Consider the following 16,287-nt stretch of genomic DNA (forward strand, 5'->3'; position numbering starts at 1 on the left):
GGGCCACGGAGATCCGTGGCCCGCCGCGGACTCTTGCCGTGCACGTGGGGTTCTGGCCCGGACCCTCGGGGCGCTGCGGCACCGGCACGGTCCGGACGAGAGGTCCTAGGCGGAGTCCTCGGGGCCGTCGTCGTCGTCGGAGCTCAGCTCCTCGGCGCGCAGTGCGAGGTCCTGCAGCACATCGGCGGACGTCACTTCTCCCTGGCCGGAGTCGTGGACCTGGGCGAGCGCGATGAAGGCCAGGGTGAACGCACCCACCAGTTGTTCGACGGCGCCGCCGACTTCCCTGCCCACGAGAAGAGCCATCTCCTCGACGGTCGCGTCCCCGGGAATGGCGATGTGGGGCATCGTCTCGTTGAGGAGGGTCGTCACGATGCTTCCGCCCGCGTCCGGGTCGTGCCCGTTCGTGTCCTCCTCGGCCTGGCGCTGCATCTCGCCCGCCTCCGTGAGGATGCCGATCACTCGCTTGAGGACTTCGCTCTGCTCCATACGGTGAGCATATGCGTCGGGGGCCGTGCACATGATGGCCGCCCGACGGTGTGCCGAACGGCCGGAGCCCCCGGGCACGGGCATCCGTGGATGCCGTGTCCGGGGGCTCCGGCCGTCGTCGGGGGCCGGGCTCAGGCCGCCTTGCGGGACCTGCCGCCCGAGGCCTCGCGGATCAGCTCCGCGTAGCGCCGGCCGCTGCTCTTGATCGTGCGGCGCTGGGTGGCGTAGTCGACGTGGACCAGGCCGAAGCGCTTGTCGTAGCCGTATGCCCATTCGAAGTTGTCCAGCAGCGACCAGGCGAAGTAGCCCGCCAGCGGTGCGCCCTTGCGCACGGCGCGGGCACAGGCCTCCAGGTGCTCCTCGAGGTACTGGGTGCGCTCCGGGTCGTGCACCGAGCCGTCGGCCTGGACGACGTCCTGATAGGCCGCGCCGTTCTCGGTGACGTAGATGCGCTGCGCGCCGTACTCCTCGGTGAGGCGCAGCAGCAGCTGCTCCAGCCCGTCGGAGTGGACCTCCCAGTCCATGTGGGTGTGCCGTGAGCCGGGCAGGTAGATCTGCTTGGCGTTCGGTACGGGCCCGCGCTCGTCGGCGGTGACGACCTGGCGGAAGTAGTAGTTCACGCCCAGCCAGTCCAGGGGCGCCGCGATGGTCTCCAGGTCGCCGGGCCGCACGGGCAGTTCGACCCCGTACAGATCGACCATGTCCTGCGGGTAGCCGCGGCCGTGGATGGGGTCGAGCCACCAGCGGTTGACGTGGCCGTCGGCGCGGACGGCGGCGGCGCGGTCGGCCTCGCCGGCGCTCGCCGGCTCGATCGGGCTGAGGTTGTTGACGATGCCGACGCGGGCGTCCGGGGACTGTGCGCGGATCGCCTGCACGGCCAGACCGTGGCCGAGGTGGAGGTGGTACGAGGCGCGGACGGCGGCCGTCAGGTCGGTCAGACCCGGCGCCATCCTCCCTTCCAGGTGGCCGACCCACGCGGAGCAGAGCGGCTCGTTGAGGGTCGCCCAGTCCTTCACCCGGTCACCGAGGCGTTCGACGACGACGGAGGTGTACGCCGCGAAGTGCTCGGAGGTCTCGCGGACGGTCCAGCCGCCGCGGTCCTGCAGTGCCTGCGGAAGGTCCCAGTGGTAGAGCGTGGCGAACGGGGTGATCCCGGCGTCCAGGAGACCGTCGACCAGCCGGTCGTAGAAGTCGAGACCCGCCTTGTTCACCGGTCCGTCGCCGCCCGGCACGATCCGCGGCCAGGCGAGCGAGAAGCGGTAGGCGTCCGCGCCGAGCTGCTTGATCAGGCCGATGTCCTCGGGGACCCGGTGGTAGTGGTCGCATGCCACGTCGCCGGTGTCACCGTTGTCGATGGTCCCGGGGAGGTGCGAGAACGTGTCCCAGATCGAGGGGGAGCGGCCGTCCTCGGCCACCGCTCCCTCGATCTGGTACGCAGCCGTGGCGACGCCCCAGGTGAAATCGGCCGGGAGGGCGTTGAGGTTGTTCACTGACTGCCTTTCCGTTTCGGTCACTTGACGGCGCCCGCGGTGAGCCCGGCGACGAGGTAGCGCTGCAGGAGCAGGAATCCCGCGACGATGGGCACGCTGACCACCAGCGATGCCGCCATGACCTGGTTCCAGTAGACGTCGTTCAAGGTGGCGTATCCCTGGAGTCCCACGGCCAGGGTGCGGGTTTCGTCGTTGGTCATCACGGAGGCGAAGAGCACCTCGCCCCAGGCCGTCATGAACGAGTACACGGACACGGCGACGATCCCCGGCACCGCGGCCGGCACGACGACCTGGAACAGGGCCCTGACCGGGCCGCAGCCGTCCACCAGTGCCGCCTCGTCCAGGTCCTTCGGGATGGAGTCGAAGTAGCCGATCAGCATCCAGATGGAGAAGGGGAGCGAGAACGTCAGGTAGGTGAGGATCAGCCCGCCGCGCGAGCCGTACAGGGCGAGACCGGTGCTGTTGCCGATGTTGACGAAGATCAGGAACAGGGGCAGCAGGAAGAGGATCCCCGGGAACATCTGTGTGGAGAGCACCGTGACGGTGAAGACCCGCTTGCCGCGGAAGCTGTAGCGGCTCACCGCGTACGCCGAGAACACCGCGATGGTCACCGAGAGCACCGTCGCGGACGTCGCGACGATCAGCGAGTTCACGAAGTACTTGGCGAGCGGGACGGTTTCCCAGATGTCGAAGTACGGCTGGACGGTCAGCTCGGACGGGAGCCACTGGAACTTCCCCGACACGTCCTGGAGCGGTTTGAGCGAGCTGCTGACCATGACGTACACCGGCAGCAGGACGAAGCCCGCGAGCAGGGTCAGGACGATCCGGCGGGTCCAGAGGAAGGACTGCGGTGCGGCCATGGGGGACCGGGCGTGGCTAGCCATGGGAGCCCTTCCTTCCGCGTGAGGTGAAGAACAGGTAGACGGCCGTGACGACCAGCAGGAAGAGGAGCAGCAGGACGGACATCGCCGAGCCGCTGCCGAAGTTCCAGGTGACGAACGAGGACTGGTAGATGTGGATCGAGATCAGGTCGGCGTTCTCGGGCGCCGCCTTCCCGAACAGCACGTACGGCGTGTTGAAGTCGTTGAACGTCCACAGGAACAGCACGAGCACCAGGACCTGGTTGACGGGCCGCAGCGAGGGCAGCGTGATCTTGCGGATCTGCTGCCAGACGCCGGCGCCGTCGATCGAGGCGGCCTCGTACAGCTCGCGCGGGATGTTCTGCAGCCCGGCCATCAGCATGAGGAAGGCGAACGGCCAGCCCTTCCAGACCGAGACGATGATCAGCGCGTAGATGCTGTTGTCGCCGATCAGCCAGAACGACGGCTCGTCCGTCAGCCCCAGCTGGTCGTGGACCACGTGGTTCACCAGCCCGTTGTCCCGCTGGAACATGAAGGCCCAGGTGATGACGGCCGCGTAGACCGGCAGGGCGTACGGGACGAGGAACACCGCCCGCAGGAAGCCCCGGCCGCGGAAGCTCTCCTGCAGCATGATCGCTGCGGCGATTCCGAACAGCCAGGCCAGACCGACGGCGAAGAAGGTGAAGACACAGGTGACGAGGAACGAGTGGAGCAGTGCCTCGCCGATCGGGGCGTTGAAGTCGACGGCGATGCTGTAGTTGTCGAGTCCGATCCAGGGCGCCCCGCCCCAGTTGTTGATGTAGAACTGCGTGAACTGGCGGAAGCTCATCACGATCCCGATGGCCATCGGGATGATGTGGATCAGGAGTTCGAGCAGGACGGCGGGGAGCAGGAGGAGATAGGGCAGTCCGCCACGGCGGATCCGGTCGGGGATGCGCGGCAGTCTCCTGCGCGCATCCCCGGTGCCCGTGCTCGTCACCCTGTCCGACTTGTCGACGTGGGGATCGGTGGTCACGGCGGTCATGAAGAGTGCCTCACTGCTGCATCGTCTGCTGGGCCTTGTCCAGGCGCGCCTTGACGGTCTCGGTGGTGATCGGCTTCCCGGCGGCGGCCTCGGCCCACAGCTCCTTGATCGCCGTTCCCACGGCGGTCTCGAACTGCGACTCGTTGGGCACCTGGGGGAGCGGGGCGGCGCTCGTGGCGAGCGTGTCGCGCAGGACCTTCAGGTCGGGCGCCGAGAACGCCGCGTCGGCCTGGGCGGCCTTGACCGGGGGAATCGCGCCGTAGGTCTTGTTGAGGAGCTTCTGCTCCTCGTCGCTCGTCATGAACTTCACGAACTTCTTGGCGCCGTCGATGTTCTTGGTGTTCTTGAACACGGCCATGTTGATGCCGGCGACCATCGAGTTGGTGTTCTTGCCGGTGCCGGGGACGCCCGACTCCACGGGGACGGGGGCGACACCCCAGTCCTCGGGCTTCATGCCCTGGGCGGCGAAGGTGGTCGCGGCGGCCTGCCACAGCACCATCGCGGTCTTGCCCTTGGCGAAGTCCGTGAGTGACTGGTTCTGGGCGTACTCCGCGTTGCCCGGGGCGATGATCTTGTCCTTGGCCATCAGGTCGACGTACTGCTTCACAGCGGCGACCGCACCGTCGGAGGTGAAGGTCGCCTTGCCGGACGCGTCGAAGAAGTCGGCTTCGTGCTGCTGGCCGAGGACGAAGGCCTGGTGGATGTTGTTCGAGAGGTTCGCGCCCTCGGCGCCCAGCCCCCACTTGCCGTCCTTGGACAGCTTCTTGCCGGTGGCCACCAGCTCGTCCCAGGTGGCGGGCGGAGTGGTGATGCCGGCCTCGGCGAACATCGCCTTGTTGTAGTAGAGCGCGTACGCCAGCGAGTACAGCGGAACCGCGGCGGGCGGCTCGCCCTCCTTGCCGGCCGACGCGACGGCCGAGTCGATGAAGCGGTCACGGCCGCCGATCGCCTCGAAGTTCTTGTCGTCCCACGGGAGCAGCGCCCCGGTGGCCTGGAGCGAGGCCGACCAGGTGTTGCCTATGTTCAGCACGTCGGGGCCCTGGCCGGACGTGGTGGCGGCGAGGATCCGCTTCAGCAGGTCGGCCCAGGGGACGACCTCCAGCTTCACCTTGATGCCGGTCTCCTTCTCGAACTTCTTCAGCTCGGGAGTGAGGATCTTCTTGTCGGCCTCGATGCTGGGGCCCTGGTTGGACGCCCAGTACGTGAGGGTCTTGGGTGATTCGTTGCTGCCGCCGGACGACGACGTGCCGCCTCCGCAGCCGGTGACTCCGGCCGCGACGGACATGGCGAGGGTGACGGCTGCTGCGGCTCTGAGGTGACGCATGAAAGGTGGCCCCTTTCCGGGGATGGCATCGTTCGGGACCCGAACGGCCGTCCTTCACTTAATTTATGACGTGATTTAAGAGGTGAAGGAAGTGTGCGTCAAGGGGTGAGGGCGGGGTATGTTTCCGGAACGAAGGGAGCAACATGGCTGAGCGCAGCAGACGGACCGTGCGTGACCTGCGAAGGGGCAATCGGGCGAGGGTATTGCAACGGTTGTATTTCGACGGCCCGCTGAGCCGTCAGGAGCTCGGCCCCGCGACGGGGCTGAGTTCGGGCTCCATCAGCAACGTGGTCGCCGAGCTGGCCTCGGAGGGTCTCCTGGAGGAGGCCGGAATCGTTGATTCCGACGGTGGGCGCCCCCGTACCCTGCTGCGGGTCGCGCCCGGTGGGGGCCTGTTCGTGGGGATCGACATCGGTGAGACCCGGGTCCGCGTCGAGCTCTTCGACCTGTCGCTCACGGAACTGGCCCGCACCGAACGCCTGCTCGCCCAGCACGGCTACGACGTCGACCGCATCGTCAGGCACGTCCGTACCGGGGTGGCCGATGTCCTGCGCGACGCGGGTGCCGACCCGGGCCGGCTGCTCGGGATCGGCATCGGGGTGCCGGGCATCGTCGAACGCGAGGCGTCCGGAGCAGCCGACGGCCGGGGCGCGGTCGTGCACGGCCAGACCATCGGCTGGAGCGCGGTCCCCTTCGAGCGGATGCTCCGCGAGGCCGTCGATGTACCGCCGGAGGTGCCGTTCTTCATCGAGAACGGCGCCAAGACGCTGGGGCAGGCCGAAATGTGGTTCGGCGGAGGCCGGGGCGCCGAGGTCGCGGCCATCGCCCTCATCGGCTCAGGCGTGGGCGCCAGCGTCAACAGGGGAGAGATCCTCGACGAGGACCTGTCGAACGCGGCCCTGGAGTGGGGCCACACCACCGTCCAGGTGCGGGGCCGCCGCTGCCGCTGCGGCTCGATCGGCTGCCTGGAGGCGTACGCCGGTGCGGAGGCCATGCGCGAGCGCTGGCACGAGGCCGGCGGCCCGCTGCCCGCGGACACCGACGACGAGGCCGCCCTCGCCGCGCTCCTCGCCGCCGCCTACCCAGGACCGGGCCGCACCGCCCCGGACCCGGTGGCGGTCGCCATCCTGGACGAGACGGCCGAGTATCTGGGCGCCGCCCTGGCCGACCTGGTCAACCTGTTCCTGCCCGACCGGATCCTGCTCGGCGGCTGGGCCGGGCTGCTGATCGGCCCTCATCTGCTCCCGGACATCCGGCGGTACGCCCAGGAGTACGCGCTGAGGCACGCGGTGGCCCGCACCACGATCGAGATGGGCCACCTCGGTCCGGACGCGGTCACGGTGGGCGCCGCGACACTGCCCCTGTCCGACTTCCTGGCCCGCGGGGGCAGCCGGCCCGCGACGGCTCCGGATCCGAACAACGCGCCCGGTCCGGCCCGGACGGCCGCGACGGCCCTGCGCAGCCGTACTCCGGCGGGCTGAGCCGGACCGCCCGACGGCCGGGGCGGCGCACGGCCCCGCCGACGCCGGGGCGCGGCGGTCCAAGCCTTGCCGTGCGACGGGATCCTCGGTTGCCGGTGAGGCACCCCGTCCGTCGGGGGCGTACCCGGGGCTGCCCGGGCGCTACCCCCGACGTGCGAGGAGTCTGCGAAAAGGCTGTCAGATCTGGACGAGCGCCTCCACGCGCATCCAGCCCCGGCCGTCGGCCGCCGCGTCGGTGGTGACCATCGCGTAGCTGTACTCGTTGTAGCCCGCGCCCTCACAGGTCGAAGCGCCGACTATGTCACCGGCGTGCTTGGTCTTGACGACCACACTGTTCGGGTTCGGGTTCTCGTACACCCCGGCGGTCGGCCACACGACCTTGTACTGGCATGCGAGCTGGGCCGAGGCGCCGGCGCTCGAGCCGGTGACGAGCGCACCGGTGAAGCCGAGTGCGGTGGCCAGGACAGCGGTGGTGAGACGGGTCATGCGCATGAGTGCTGATGCTCCTCAGGAGTCGGCGATCTGTCAGGGCACAGGATGGTAAGCCCTTCCGGGCGACGCCGCGCACTCAGCCGGACCGGGCCGGGACCGCACCGGAGGCCCGGCCGGAGCGTCAGGCGGAATCCCGTACCACGAGGGCCGGTTCGTGGATCACCGAGGTCGCCGGACTGTCCGGTGACGCGAGCCGGTCCAGCAGCAGTCGCGCCATCTCCGCCGCCATGTCCTCCACCGGCTGCCGCACCGTCGTGAGCGGCGGCCGGCAGGCGGAGGCCGCGCTGCTGTCGTCGAAGCCGATCACGGCCACGTCCGCGGGCACCCGCCTGCCGTGCTCCCGCAGGACATGGCAGGCGCCCATGGCCATCAGGTCGTTCCCCGCGAACACCCCGTCCAGGTCGGGGTGTTCCGTCAGCAGCCGCTCCATCGCGGCCTCGCCGCTCTCCTGGGTGAACTGCCCCTCGGCGATCGGGATGTACGGGTGTCCGCGCCGCGCCATCGTGTCCCGGAAGCCGGCCAGGCGCTCCTGCCCCGCGGGCACGTCCAGCGGGCCGGTGATCGTGGCGATCCGACGGCAGCCGCGCGCCAGCAGATGTTCGGCGGCGAGCCCGGCCCCCTCCCGGTTGGCCAGATCGACGTAGCTGATCCGTACGGGCCGTGCGGGACGCGCGTACAGCACCGCGGGCAGTCCCGCGTCCGTGATCAGTCCCGGCAGCGGGTCCTCGGCGTGGGTCGACACGATCAGCGCCCCGTCGGCGCTGCCCTGCCGCAGGTAGGACACCACCTCGTCCCGGGCCCGCGGGGTCTCGGCGAACATCAGGACCGGGTGCATCCCGCGCGGCCGCAGGTAGTTGACGACTCCTGTCACCACCCGTCCGAAGAACGGGTCGGCGAAGACCCGGGCGGTGAAGGAGCTTGCGTCGGACGCCCCCGCTCCGTCCCCCTCGTCCGTCTCGACACCCGCACCCGACACGACCAGGACGATGGCGTCCGCCCGCCGCGTGACCAGGGAGCGGGCCGCGCGGTTGGGCGCGTAGCCCGTGACGGAGACGGCCTGGCGCACGGCCTCCTGGATGACGGGGTCGACATTGCGCACCCCGTTGATGACCCGCGAGACGGTCGCGCGCGAAACGCCGGCCGCCCTCGCCACGTCCTCCAGGGTGGGTGCCGCACCGGCCGATCGCTGGTCATCCGTCATGAGCGCATTTATAGCATCAGTGGAGCAGTTGAGGAGAGCGCTCTCCCTTCTCGATGGGTCCATGCCCGGACACGGGCTCGCCCAGCGCGAGCCCCGCCTCCAGCGGCAGGTCCCCGGCCGACCGCCCGGCCAGCAGCCGGACTTCGCCGGGATCCGTCTCCCACCGCGACCGGACCGTGGACCAGCGGGCCGCCGCCCGGCCCGCGACCCGGACCGTCGCCACGGCGCTCTGCCCCGGGTCGGCCTCGACCGCCGCGTAGCCGATCAGCTTGCGCACCGGCTGCTCCGCTCCGGAGGCGGCGAGGGACAGGTAGACCTGAACGACCTCACGCCCGCGCCGACTTCCGGTGTTGCGCAGCCGTACCTGTACGTCGAAGGCCTCCCCGGCCCTCACCGTCCTTGGCGGCGACAGCTCCTCGTACTCCCACTGCGTGTAGCCCAGCCCGTGCCCGAACCAGTAGGCCGGCGCCGTGCCCGCGCGCAGCCAGGCGCGGTGGCCGATGTCCGGCCCCTCCTCGTAGCGCAGCACCCCCGCGTCCGGGCAGGTCGTGAGCACCGGGACGTCCTCCTCGGCGGCGCCCCACGTGGTCGGCAGCCGGCCCCCCGGCTCGGTACGGCCGAACAGGACGTCCGCGAGCCCGTGGCCGGCCTCCTGGCCGGGGAACCAGGCCAGCAGCAGGGAGGGGACCAGGGTGTGCCACGGCAGGGCCACCGGGCCGCCCGAGTTCACGATCACCACCGTGCGCGGGTTGGCCCGCACCACCGCCCGGACGAGCTCGTCCTGGCCGTCCGGCAGGCTCAGCCCCTCACGGTCGTGGCCCTCCGACTCGCTCTCCTCGGTGGTGCCCACGACGACCACCGCGACATCCGAGGACCGCGCCGCGGCCACTGCGGCCGCGAGCGCCGCGGCGTCGTCACCCGCCGGGGGAGCGGCCGCCAGAACCGTGGCCACACCCGTCCCCGGCGCCAGGCCGCGCCGGGCGACGACCTCGACCTCGGTGTCCGCCTTCAGCACCGCCTCGGCCGGCCGGTACGGAGGCGCGACATGGACACGCGTCGGATCGTCGCTGTCGAGCGGGAACGTCCCGGCGAGCACCTCCCGGCCGTCGACGCTCAGCGACATCGGCCCCCAGCCGCCGACCGCCCAGGTCCACCTCCCCCCGGTGTCCGGCCTGACCAGCGCCCGGATCTCCACCGTCTCGGCCCCGTCCACCCTCACCGAAGGCTCCACGATCCGGCCGGACAGCCGGTGCTCCGCGTGGAGTTCGGCGCCCGCCGCGTCCAGCAGCCGGACGAGCACCCCCGGTTCGCCGCTGCGCGGATCGCGGGCCCAGGACCGGTCCAGGGGGCGGGGCAGGGCGGACGGCGCCTGCCCCGGGGCGTACGTCACCCGTGTGCCGCCGCCCACCGCCCGCTGGATCCCCTCCAGCGGTGACACGACGGAGGCCGGGAACACCTCCGCGCTGCCCCCGCCCTGAATCCGTACGTTGCGGGCGGGCGCCCCGATCACGGCGATGCTGCGCAGCCCCGCCGGATCCAGCGGCAGGAGCCCGCCCTCGTTGCGCAGCAGGACGGCGCCCGCCGCAGTGGCCCTGCGCAGCAGAGCGCGCTGGGTGACGGGGGAGACGGCGGGACGCCACACCAGCTCCGGCCGGCCCAGCCCGCCCACCCGGCCGGCCAGCCGCAGCAGCCTCCGTACCTTGTCGTCCAGCAACTCCTGTTCCACGAGCCCCTGTTCCACGGCGGCGAGCAGGCCGTCCGCCCATGGGCCGCGCGGACCCGGCATGGCCAGGTCCTGCGCCGAGCCCGCGGTGTCGAGCAGCGTGCGCACCGCGCCCCAGTCGGAGACCACGGGCCCGTCGAACCCCCACTCGCTCTTCAGCGGCTGCTCCAGGAGCGGGGACGCGGCCATGGTGCAGCCGTTGACCTGGTTGTACGCGGACATCACCGCCCACACGCCTGCCTCGACGGCCGCCTCGAACGGGGCCAGATAGACCTCGCGCAGGGTCCGCTCGTCGATCCGTACGTCGACGGTCAGCCGGTCGGTCTCGGAGTCGTTGCCGACGAAGTGCTTGGCGGTGGCGGCCACGCCGCCCGACTGGATGCCCCTGATCAGTGCGACCCCCGTGCGCCCGGTGAGCAGCGGGTCCTCCGAGAAGCACTCGAAGTGCCGCCCGCCCAGGGGGGACCGGTGCAGGTTGAGTGTGGGGGCGAGCAGGACGTCGACGCCCTTGCCGCGGGCCTCGGCCGCGAGCAGCGCACCCAGTTCCGTCACCAGGCGCTCGTCCCATGCGGCGGCGAGCGCGGTCGGCGAGGGCAGGACGAGGGAGGTCTCCCGTTCGTCCCAGGCCTCACCCCGTACCCCTGCCGGTCCGTCGGAGAACGTCAACGGGCGCAGACCGACGGCCGGTTCCCCGTGTGTCCGCCAGGTGGTGGAGCCCGTCAGCAGGCGTACCTTCTGCCCGAGGTCCAGCTTCTCCAGCAGGCGGTCGATCTCTTCATCCGTCATGCGGCCCTGCCCCTCACCCGCGCCTCCTGTTGGAGAGCGCTCTCCCGGTGTGCTGGGCACAGCGTCGCCGGGCGGTGCCGGCTCTGTCAATGGGGGGTCGCGTCGGGGGCCACGGGCGACGGAACAGCGGCCACTCACTTGTCACCACCCGTCGTCTGCACCTAAGTTGGCCGCTTGCGACGTGTCCTACTGCCAGTGGGGGAGCCAAGTCATGGCCGCGAACGGACGGCACCGCAGATACCAGCCCAGCCGGATCAACCGTGCCTCGCTCACGGTCACGGCGGGCGGCGCGGGCATCGCGCTGCCGCTCCTCACGGCCGCTTCGGCGGGAGCCGCCTCGACCGATGTGTGGGAGAAGGTCGCCGCATGCGAGTCGACGAGCAACTGGCACATCAACACGGGTAACGGCTACTACGGCGGCCTGCAGTTCACCCGCTCGACCTGGGCGGCCTTCGGCGGAACGGCCTACGCCGCGCGCGCCGACCTGGCCACCAAGGACCAGCAGATCGCCGTCGCCGAGAAGGTGCTGGAGGGGCAGGGGCCGGGCGCCTGGCCGGCCTGCTCGGTGCGGGCGGGGCTTACGCGGGGCGGCGACGCCCCCGACATCGCCCCGCAGACGAAGCGCGGCGTCGACGTGGCGAAGACGGGTGCGAAGGCCGCACCGAAGACCGCACCGCAGTCCGGCTCGGCGAAGGCCGCCCCGGACGCCCGGGCCGGCAAGGCGTCCGCGTCGCCCACCAGTGTGCCGGGCAAGCGTGAGTCGTACACCGTGGCCCGTGGCGACTCCCTCTCCGGCATAGCCGAGGCCGAACGGGTCCAGGGCGGCTGGCAGCGCCTCTACTCGGCGAACCGCGCTGTCGTCGGTGACGACCCCGACCTCATCCTGCCGGGACAGCGGCTGAGCCTCGACGTGGCGGAGACACCGAAGACTGCCCGACCCGCGGCGACGAACGAGTCCTGGCGGGAGCACGCCGGTTCCGCGGGCCCGGAGCGGGACGCCTCGAAGCAGAAGGTCACGCCGAAGGAGCGGGCCACTCAGAAGGCCGCCGCACCGAAAGCAACGCAGAAGGCTGCGCCCGAGCAGGCCGCGAAGCCCGCCGCCAAGCCCAAGCAGTCGGCCAAGCAGCACTCCGGCCTCACCGCACCCGTGACGGCCCGGACCGGAACCCCGTACCACCAGGCGGGTTCATGGTCCAGCGGCTACCACACAGGCGTCGACTTCCCCGTGCCCACCGGAACCTCGGTGAAGGCCGTGGCGTCCGGGAAGGTCGTCTCGGCCGGCTGGGCGGGGGCGTACGGCTACGAGATCGTCATCCGCCACAGCGACGGCAGGTACAGCCAGTACGCGCACCTGTCCTCGCTTCATGTACGCGAGGGCCAGCAGGTCGGCGGCGGCCAGCGGATCGCGCGCTCGGGATCCACCGGCAACAGCACGGGCCCGCATCTGCACTTCGAGATCCGGACCGGCCCCGGCTACGGCTCCGACGTCGACCCGCTCGCCTATCTCAGGGCAGGCGGCGTCAGCATCTGAACACCGCTGTGCGGTCCCGTTGCGCCCTGCTCCGGGCGGGATAAGTCGCCGCGGCGGGCAGGGCCTGCCAACGGCCGCTCCCGCTGCCCCTTGAACTCCACACGCCCCGCCGCGTGGTTCAGCGGCAGGGCGGTCGGTGCCGGAAACGGATCCGGTGCCGCCTTCGCGGGGGAGGGCAGGGCCTTCGGCGGCTCGGGGACCACCAGGCGCCGGCTTCCGTGGGCCTCTGGCGCCTCATTGCCCGTATCGACTGCGGACGACCGCTGCGACCCCAGCCCGTGGGCCCCCGTACGCTCCGCGGCCAGCCTCTGCGTGGTCAGCAGGACCAGCCCGCCCGCCGCCACCGCACCGCAGCTGAGCGCCAGTACCGTGCCGGTGATGCCGTAGCGGAACTGCTCCCCGAAGAGCGTGAGACCCACCGCGGCGGCGACCACCGGATTGACCACGGTGACCGTCGCGAGCGGCGCGGTCAGCCCGGCGCCGCGGTACGCGGCCTGGGAGAGGAGCAGCCCCGAGGCGGCCAGGCCGGCGATCACCAGAAGCGTCGGCAGACCCGAACCCACCGAGCCGGACGTCCACTCCATCGCCACGGTCTTGGTGAACACCGAGGCCATTCCGAAGGCCACTCCGGCGCCCGTGGCCAGCACCACGCTGCGCGCCATGGGGCGGTGCAGGCCCTTGGCGAGAACGGTCACGACGGCCACCGCGCCGAACGTCCCGGCCGCCAGCACCAACTGCTCGGGTCCCGCCAGGGTGTGCGAGCCCGCGTTGCCCGTGAGGGCCAGCAGGCCGGCCAGGCCCACCGTGGCCATGATCGCGCCGCGCCAGGCAGTCCTCCCCGCCCTGCGGTGGACGAAGAGCGCCGCCATCGGCAGGGCGAAGACAATGGTCAGGGCGCCGAGCGGTTGGACGAGGCTGAGGGGTCCGTAGGCCAGTGCCACCACGTGCAGCACCGCGCCCACACCGTTGAGCGCCACGGCCGCCCACCAGACGGCGTTGCGCACCGGTGCGTACGGGCGGTCGTGACCGCCCGCGGCCACGCGCTCCTGGACGATCGCCCCGGCCGCATAGGCGACCGCGGAGATCAGTGACAGCAGCACGGACAGCGCAAGGGAACTCATGTACACCACGATGTCCTGTCGGAGCCGCCCAGTCGTCGTCCTTGAGGCGGCGATTCGGCGTACTGCTCCAGTAGTACGTACATCACTCCTACGTCCTCCTCTCGACGGTAGTCCTCCTTGCCTCAGGCCTCAGAAGATGGGCCCTGCGACACACGGAGCGCTGACGGTCCGATGCGGTGAGTACCCGAAACCCGAAGGAATCGGAGAAAACCAGGTGCGGGCGAGTCCTGTCGCCGAGTTCTGTGTGCCGTGAACCTGGACAGCGGCTCGGTGCCGTGTTGTCATGCCACTGCCTGTTCTTGCAACGATGTACGGACGCACTCCGACAACGTTGTCAACGCTGTCCAAGGAGGAACTTCCCCATGCACCGGACCCAACGGCCGAGACTGCGCGGACCGGCGGCCACGCTCGCAGCTGTCGCGCTTCTCGGCGGCGTTCTCACCACCGGCCCCGCGGCACAGGCGGCCCCCCGCGCCGAGGGCCGGCTGACCGATCTGGTGAATCCCTTCATCGGCACTCAGAACGAGGGCAACACCTACCCCGGTGCGGCCGTCCCGTTCTCCATGGTCCAGCTCTCGCCGGACACCGGCCACGCCGTCGGGTACGACTACACGGACGACCAGATCCGGGGCTTCAGCAGCACCCACATCTCCGGCGTCGGCTGCGGCCTCGGCGGCGACCTCCCCGTGCTGCCCACCACCGGGGACATCACCGAGACGGACAACACGAAGTACGCGTCCGGGTTCAGCCACGACAACGAGAAGGCGAGCCCCGGCTACTACCAGGTCGGACTCACCTCGTACGGCGGGATCAACGCGGAACTGACCGCCACGGAGCGCACCGGCGTCCAGCGGTACACCTTTCCGGCCACCGACAAGGCCAACGTCCTGATCAACGCCGGTCAGTCGCTGCACCGCACGGTCAGCACCACGGTGGAGGTGCTGGACTCCCGCACGGTCCGCACGGCCATCACCGGGCGGGGGTTCTGCCAGGACACCAAGCCGTACACGCTCTACACCGTCACCCGGTTCGACCGCCCCTTCGCCGACTCCGGCACCTGGAAGGACGGTGCGGTCACCGACGCCCAGGAGTCCACCGGCGCCGCGGGCAACGGTGCCTGGGTCCGCTTCGACACCACGAAGGACCGGACCGTCGAGGCCACCACCGCCATCAGCTACGTCGACGCGGCCGGCGCCGCCGGCAACCTGCGCGCCGAGGGCGGCCGCAGCTTCGACAAGGTCGCCCGCGCCGCACAGGCCGCGTGGGAGGACCGCCTGGACGACGTACGCGCGCAGGGCGGGACCGAGACCCAGCGGCGCACCTTCTACTCCTCGCTCTACCGTTCCTTCCTCGGCCCGAACACCGGCCAGGACGTGGACGGCCGCTACACCGGGTGGGACCAGAAGATCCACCGGGCCAAGGGCTACAGGTACTACCAGAACTGGTCGCTGTGGGACACCTACCGCACCCAGGCCCAACTGCTCTCCCTGCTCGCCCCGCGCGAGGCCCGGGACATGGCGATCTCCGTCCTGAAGATCGACGAGCAGAGCGGCTGGCTGCCCAAGTGGGGCTACGGCACGGTCGAGACGAACATCATGACCGGTGACCCCGTCACCCCCTACCTCACCAACGCCTACCAGCAGGGACTTCTCAAGGGGTACGAGGAACAGGCGTACCGCACCCTGAAGAAGAACGCGGACGGCGTCCCGCCCGCCGATTCCCCGGCCGTCGGCCGCGAGGCCAACAAGGAGTACCTCGCGGACGGATTCGCCCCGTACATCAAGGGCCGTCCGCACGCCAAGCCCGGTGACTCCGACTACGACCACGGCGGTTCCGCGACGCTCGAGTACGCGCTGTCGGACGCGATGCTCGGCGAGATGGCCGCCGATCTCGGCCACGACGACGACGCCCGTCGCTACCGGGAGCGTGCGCAGAACTACCACCGGATCTTCGACAGCTCGACCGGCTTCTTCCGCTCCCGCGACGAGAAGGGCGCCTTCGCCGGGCCCGCGGACCCCGCGAAGAGCGAGGGCTTCCACGAGGGCACGTCCTGGCAGTACCAGTGGCTCGTCCCGCAGGACCTGCCCGGCCTCGTCGGTCTGATCGGCGGCACCGACGCGACGAACGAGCGCCTCGACTCCTTCTTCGCGTACGAGCAGCTGCTCGCCGACCCGGCGAAGACGGTGCGCGAAGTGTGGGTCAACGGCCCGTACGACTACTACAACGCCGACAAGTACAACCCGCAGAACGAGCCCGACCTGATCGCCCCGTACACCTACCTGTCGACCGGGCAGCCGTGGAAGACGACCGACGTGGTCCACGGTGCGCTCACCCTCTTCACCGACACCCCGACCGGTATGACGGGCAACGACGACGTGGGCACCATGTCCGCCTGGGACGTGCTCTCCTCGATCGGGATCTTCCCGGTCCAGCCCGGTACCGACACCTGGGGCCTGTCCACGCCCGTCTTCGACCGGGTCGACCTGACGCTGGACCGCCGCTACTACCCGCGGGGTTCGTTCACCGTGCGGGCTCCCGGTACGTCGGACACCGACCGCTACATCCAGTCGGCCCGGCTCGACGGGACGGAGCAGTCCAGGACGTACCTCACCACCGAGGACATCCGCTCGGCACGTTCGCTCTCCTTCGAGGTGGGCAGCGAGCCCTCCGCGTGGGGCACGGCTCCCGCCGACGCCCCGCCGGCCCTGCGCTAGGCCCGAGCTGACATACGGCGGCGCCCCGCCCCGGACCAACCGGTCCGGGGC

General features: G+C 70.8%; 12 protein-coding genes. 3 read left to right on the forward strand and 9 right to left on the reverse strand.

Going from position 1 to position 16,287, the window contains the following annotated elements; genetic code table 11:
• Window positions 1-105 precede the first annotated feature (105 nt).
• From ACFQ6X_RS34490 to ACFQ6X_RS34510, 5 genes are all read right to left on the reverse strand, one after another.
• Entirely contained in the window at window positions 106-489 is a 384-nt protein-coding gene (locus tag ACFQ6X_RS34490) for a hypothetical protein (RefSeq protein ID WP_383187734.1), read from the reverse strand.
• 131 nt (window positions 490-620) lie between these two features.
• Window positions 621-1,979, reverse strand: coding sequence for a GH1 family beta-glucosidase (locus ACFQ6X_RS34495; RefSeq protein WP_383187737.1), 1,359 nt, complete (start codon window positions 1,977-1,979; stop codon window positions 621-623).
• A gap of 20 nt (window positions 1,980-1,999) precedes the next feature.
• Window positions 2,000-2,863, reverse strand: a complete 864-nt coding sequence (locus ACFQ6X_RS34500) for a carbohydrate ABC transporter permease (RefSeq protein WP_383187739.1) — start codon at window positions 2,861-2,863, stop codon at window positions 2,000-2,002.
• Window positions 2,856-3,863, reverse strand: coding sequence for a carbohydrate ABC transporter permease (locus ACFQ6X_RS34505; protein WP_383187741.1), 1,008 nt, complete (start codon window positions 3,861-3,863; stop codon window positions 2,856-2,858). The genes ACFQ6X_RS34500 and ACFQ6X_RS34505 overlap by 8 nt, the downstream gene beginning before the upstream one ends.
• Before the next feature lie 10 nt (window positions 3,864-3,873).
• The gene (locus tag ACFQ6X_RS34510; RefSeq protein WP_383187744.1) at window positions 3,874-5,187 is read right to left on the reverse strand and encodes an ABC transporter substrate-binding protein; all 1,314 of its coding nucleotides are present in this window, start codon (window positions 5,185-5,187) and stop codon (window positions 3,874-3,876) included.
• A 143-nt stretch (window positions 5,188-5,330) separates the two neighbouring features.
• Here ACFQ6X_RS34510 and ACFQ6X_RS34515 point away from each other — a divergent pair, with 143 nt between their 5' ends.
• Window positions 5,331-6,668, forward strand: coding sequence for an ROK family protein (locus ACFQ6X_RS34515; protein WP_383187746.1), 1,338 nt, complete (start codon window positions 5,331-5,333; stop codon window positions 6,666-6,668).
• A 177-nt stretch (window positions 6,669-6,845) separates the two neighbouring features.
• Here the strand turns inward: ACFQ6X_RS34515 and ACFQ6X_RS34520 are convergent, their stop codons facing one another.
• The 3 genes from ACFQ6X_RS34520 to ACFQ6X_RS34530 all read right to left on the reverse strand — a co-directional run bounded on the left by ACFQ6X_RS34520 (window position 6,846) and on the right by ACFQ6X_RS34530 (window position 10,870).
• Window positions 6,846-7,160 carry a glycosyltransferase gene (locus tag ACFQ6X_RS34520; RefSeq protein ID WP_383187749.1) on the reverse strand — a complete coding sequence of 105 codons (315 nt, stop codon included), beginning with the start codon at window positions 7,158-7,160 and terminating at the stop codon, window positions 6,846-6,848.
• Window positions 7,161-7,281: 121 nt separating this feature from the next.
• Complete coding sequence (locus ACFQ6X_RS34525; RefSeq protein WP_383187752.1) at window positions 7,282-8,361, reverse strand: LacI family DNA-binding transcriptional regulator; 1,080 nt, start codon at window positions 8,359-8,361, stop codon at window positions 7,282-7,284.
• A gap of 16 nt (window positions 8,362-8,377) precedes the next feature.
• Window positions 8,378-10,870 carry a glycoside hydrolase family 3 C-terminal domain-containing protein gene (locus tag ACFQ6X_RS34530; RefSeq protein WP_383187755.1) on the reverse strand — a complete coding sequence of 831 codons (2,493 nt, stop codon included), beginning with the start codon at window positions 10,868-10,870 and terminating at the stop codon, window positions 8,378-8,380.
• A 211-nt stretch (window positions 10,871-11,081) separates the two neighbouring features.
• Between ACFQ6X_RS34530 and ACFQ6X_RS34535 the strand changes: the two genes are divergently transcribed.
• Window positions 11,082-12,401: a peptidoglycan DD-metalloendopeptidase family protein gene (locus ACFQ6X_RS34535; protein ID WP_383187758.1), complete on the forward strand. Its 1,320-nt coding sequence runs from the start codon at window positions 11,082-11,084 to the stop codon at window positions 12,399-12,401.
• On the opposite strand, the gene ACFQ6X_RS34540 is transcribed toward ACFQ6X_RS34535, so the two are convergent.
• Entirely contained in the window at window positions 12,371-13,522 is a 1,152-nt protein-coding gene (locus ACFQ6X_RS34540) for a DMT family transporter (protein WP_383187761.1), read from the reverse strand. The two genes, ACFQ6X_RS34535 and ACFQ6X_RS34540, sit on opposite strands and share 31 nt — an antisense overlap.
• Window positions 13,523-13,884: 362 nt before the next feature.
• On the opposite strand from ACFQ6X_RS34540, the gene ACFQ6X_RS34545 reads away from it, so the two are divergent.
• Window positions 13,885-16,236, forward strand: coding sequence for a GH92 family glycosyl hydrolase (locus ACFQ6X_RS34545; RefSeq protein WP_383187764.1), 2,352 nt, complete (start codon window positions 13,885-13,887; stop codon window positions 16,234-16,236).
• Window positions 16,237-16,287: the final 51 nt, after the last annotated feature.

It is taken from the genome of Streptomyces sp. NPDC056452 (assembly GCF_042796085.1).
Taxonomy (GTDB): Bacteria; Actinomycetota; Actinomycetes; order Streptomycetales; family Streptomycetaceae; genus Streptomyces.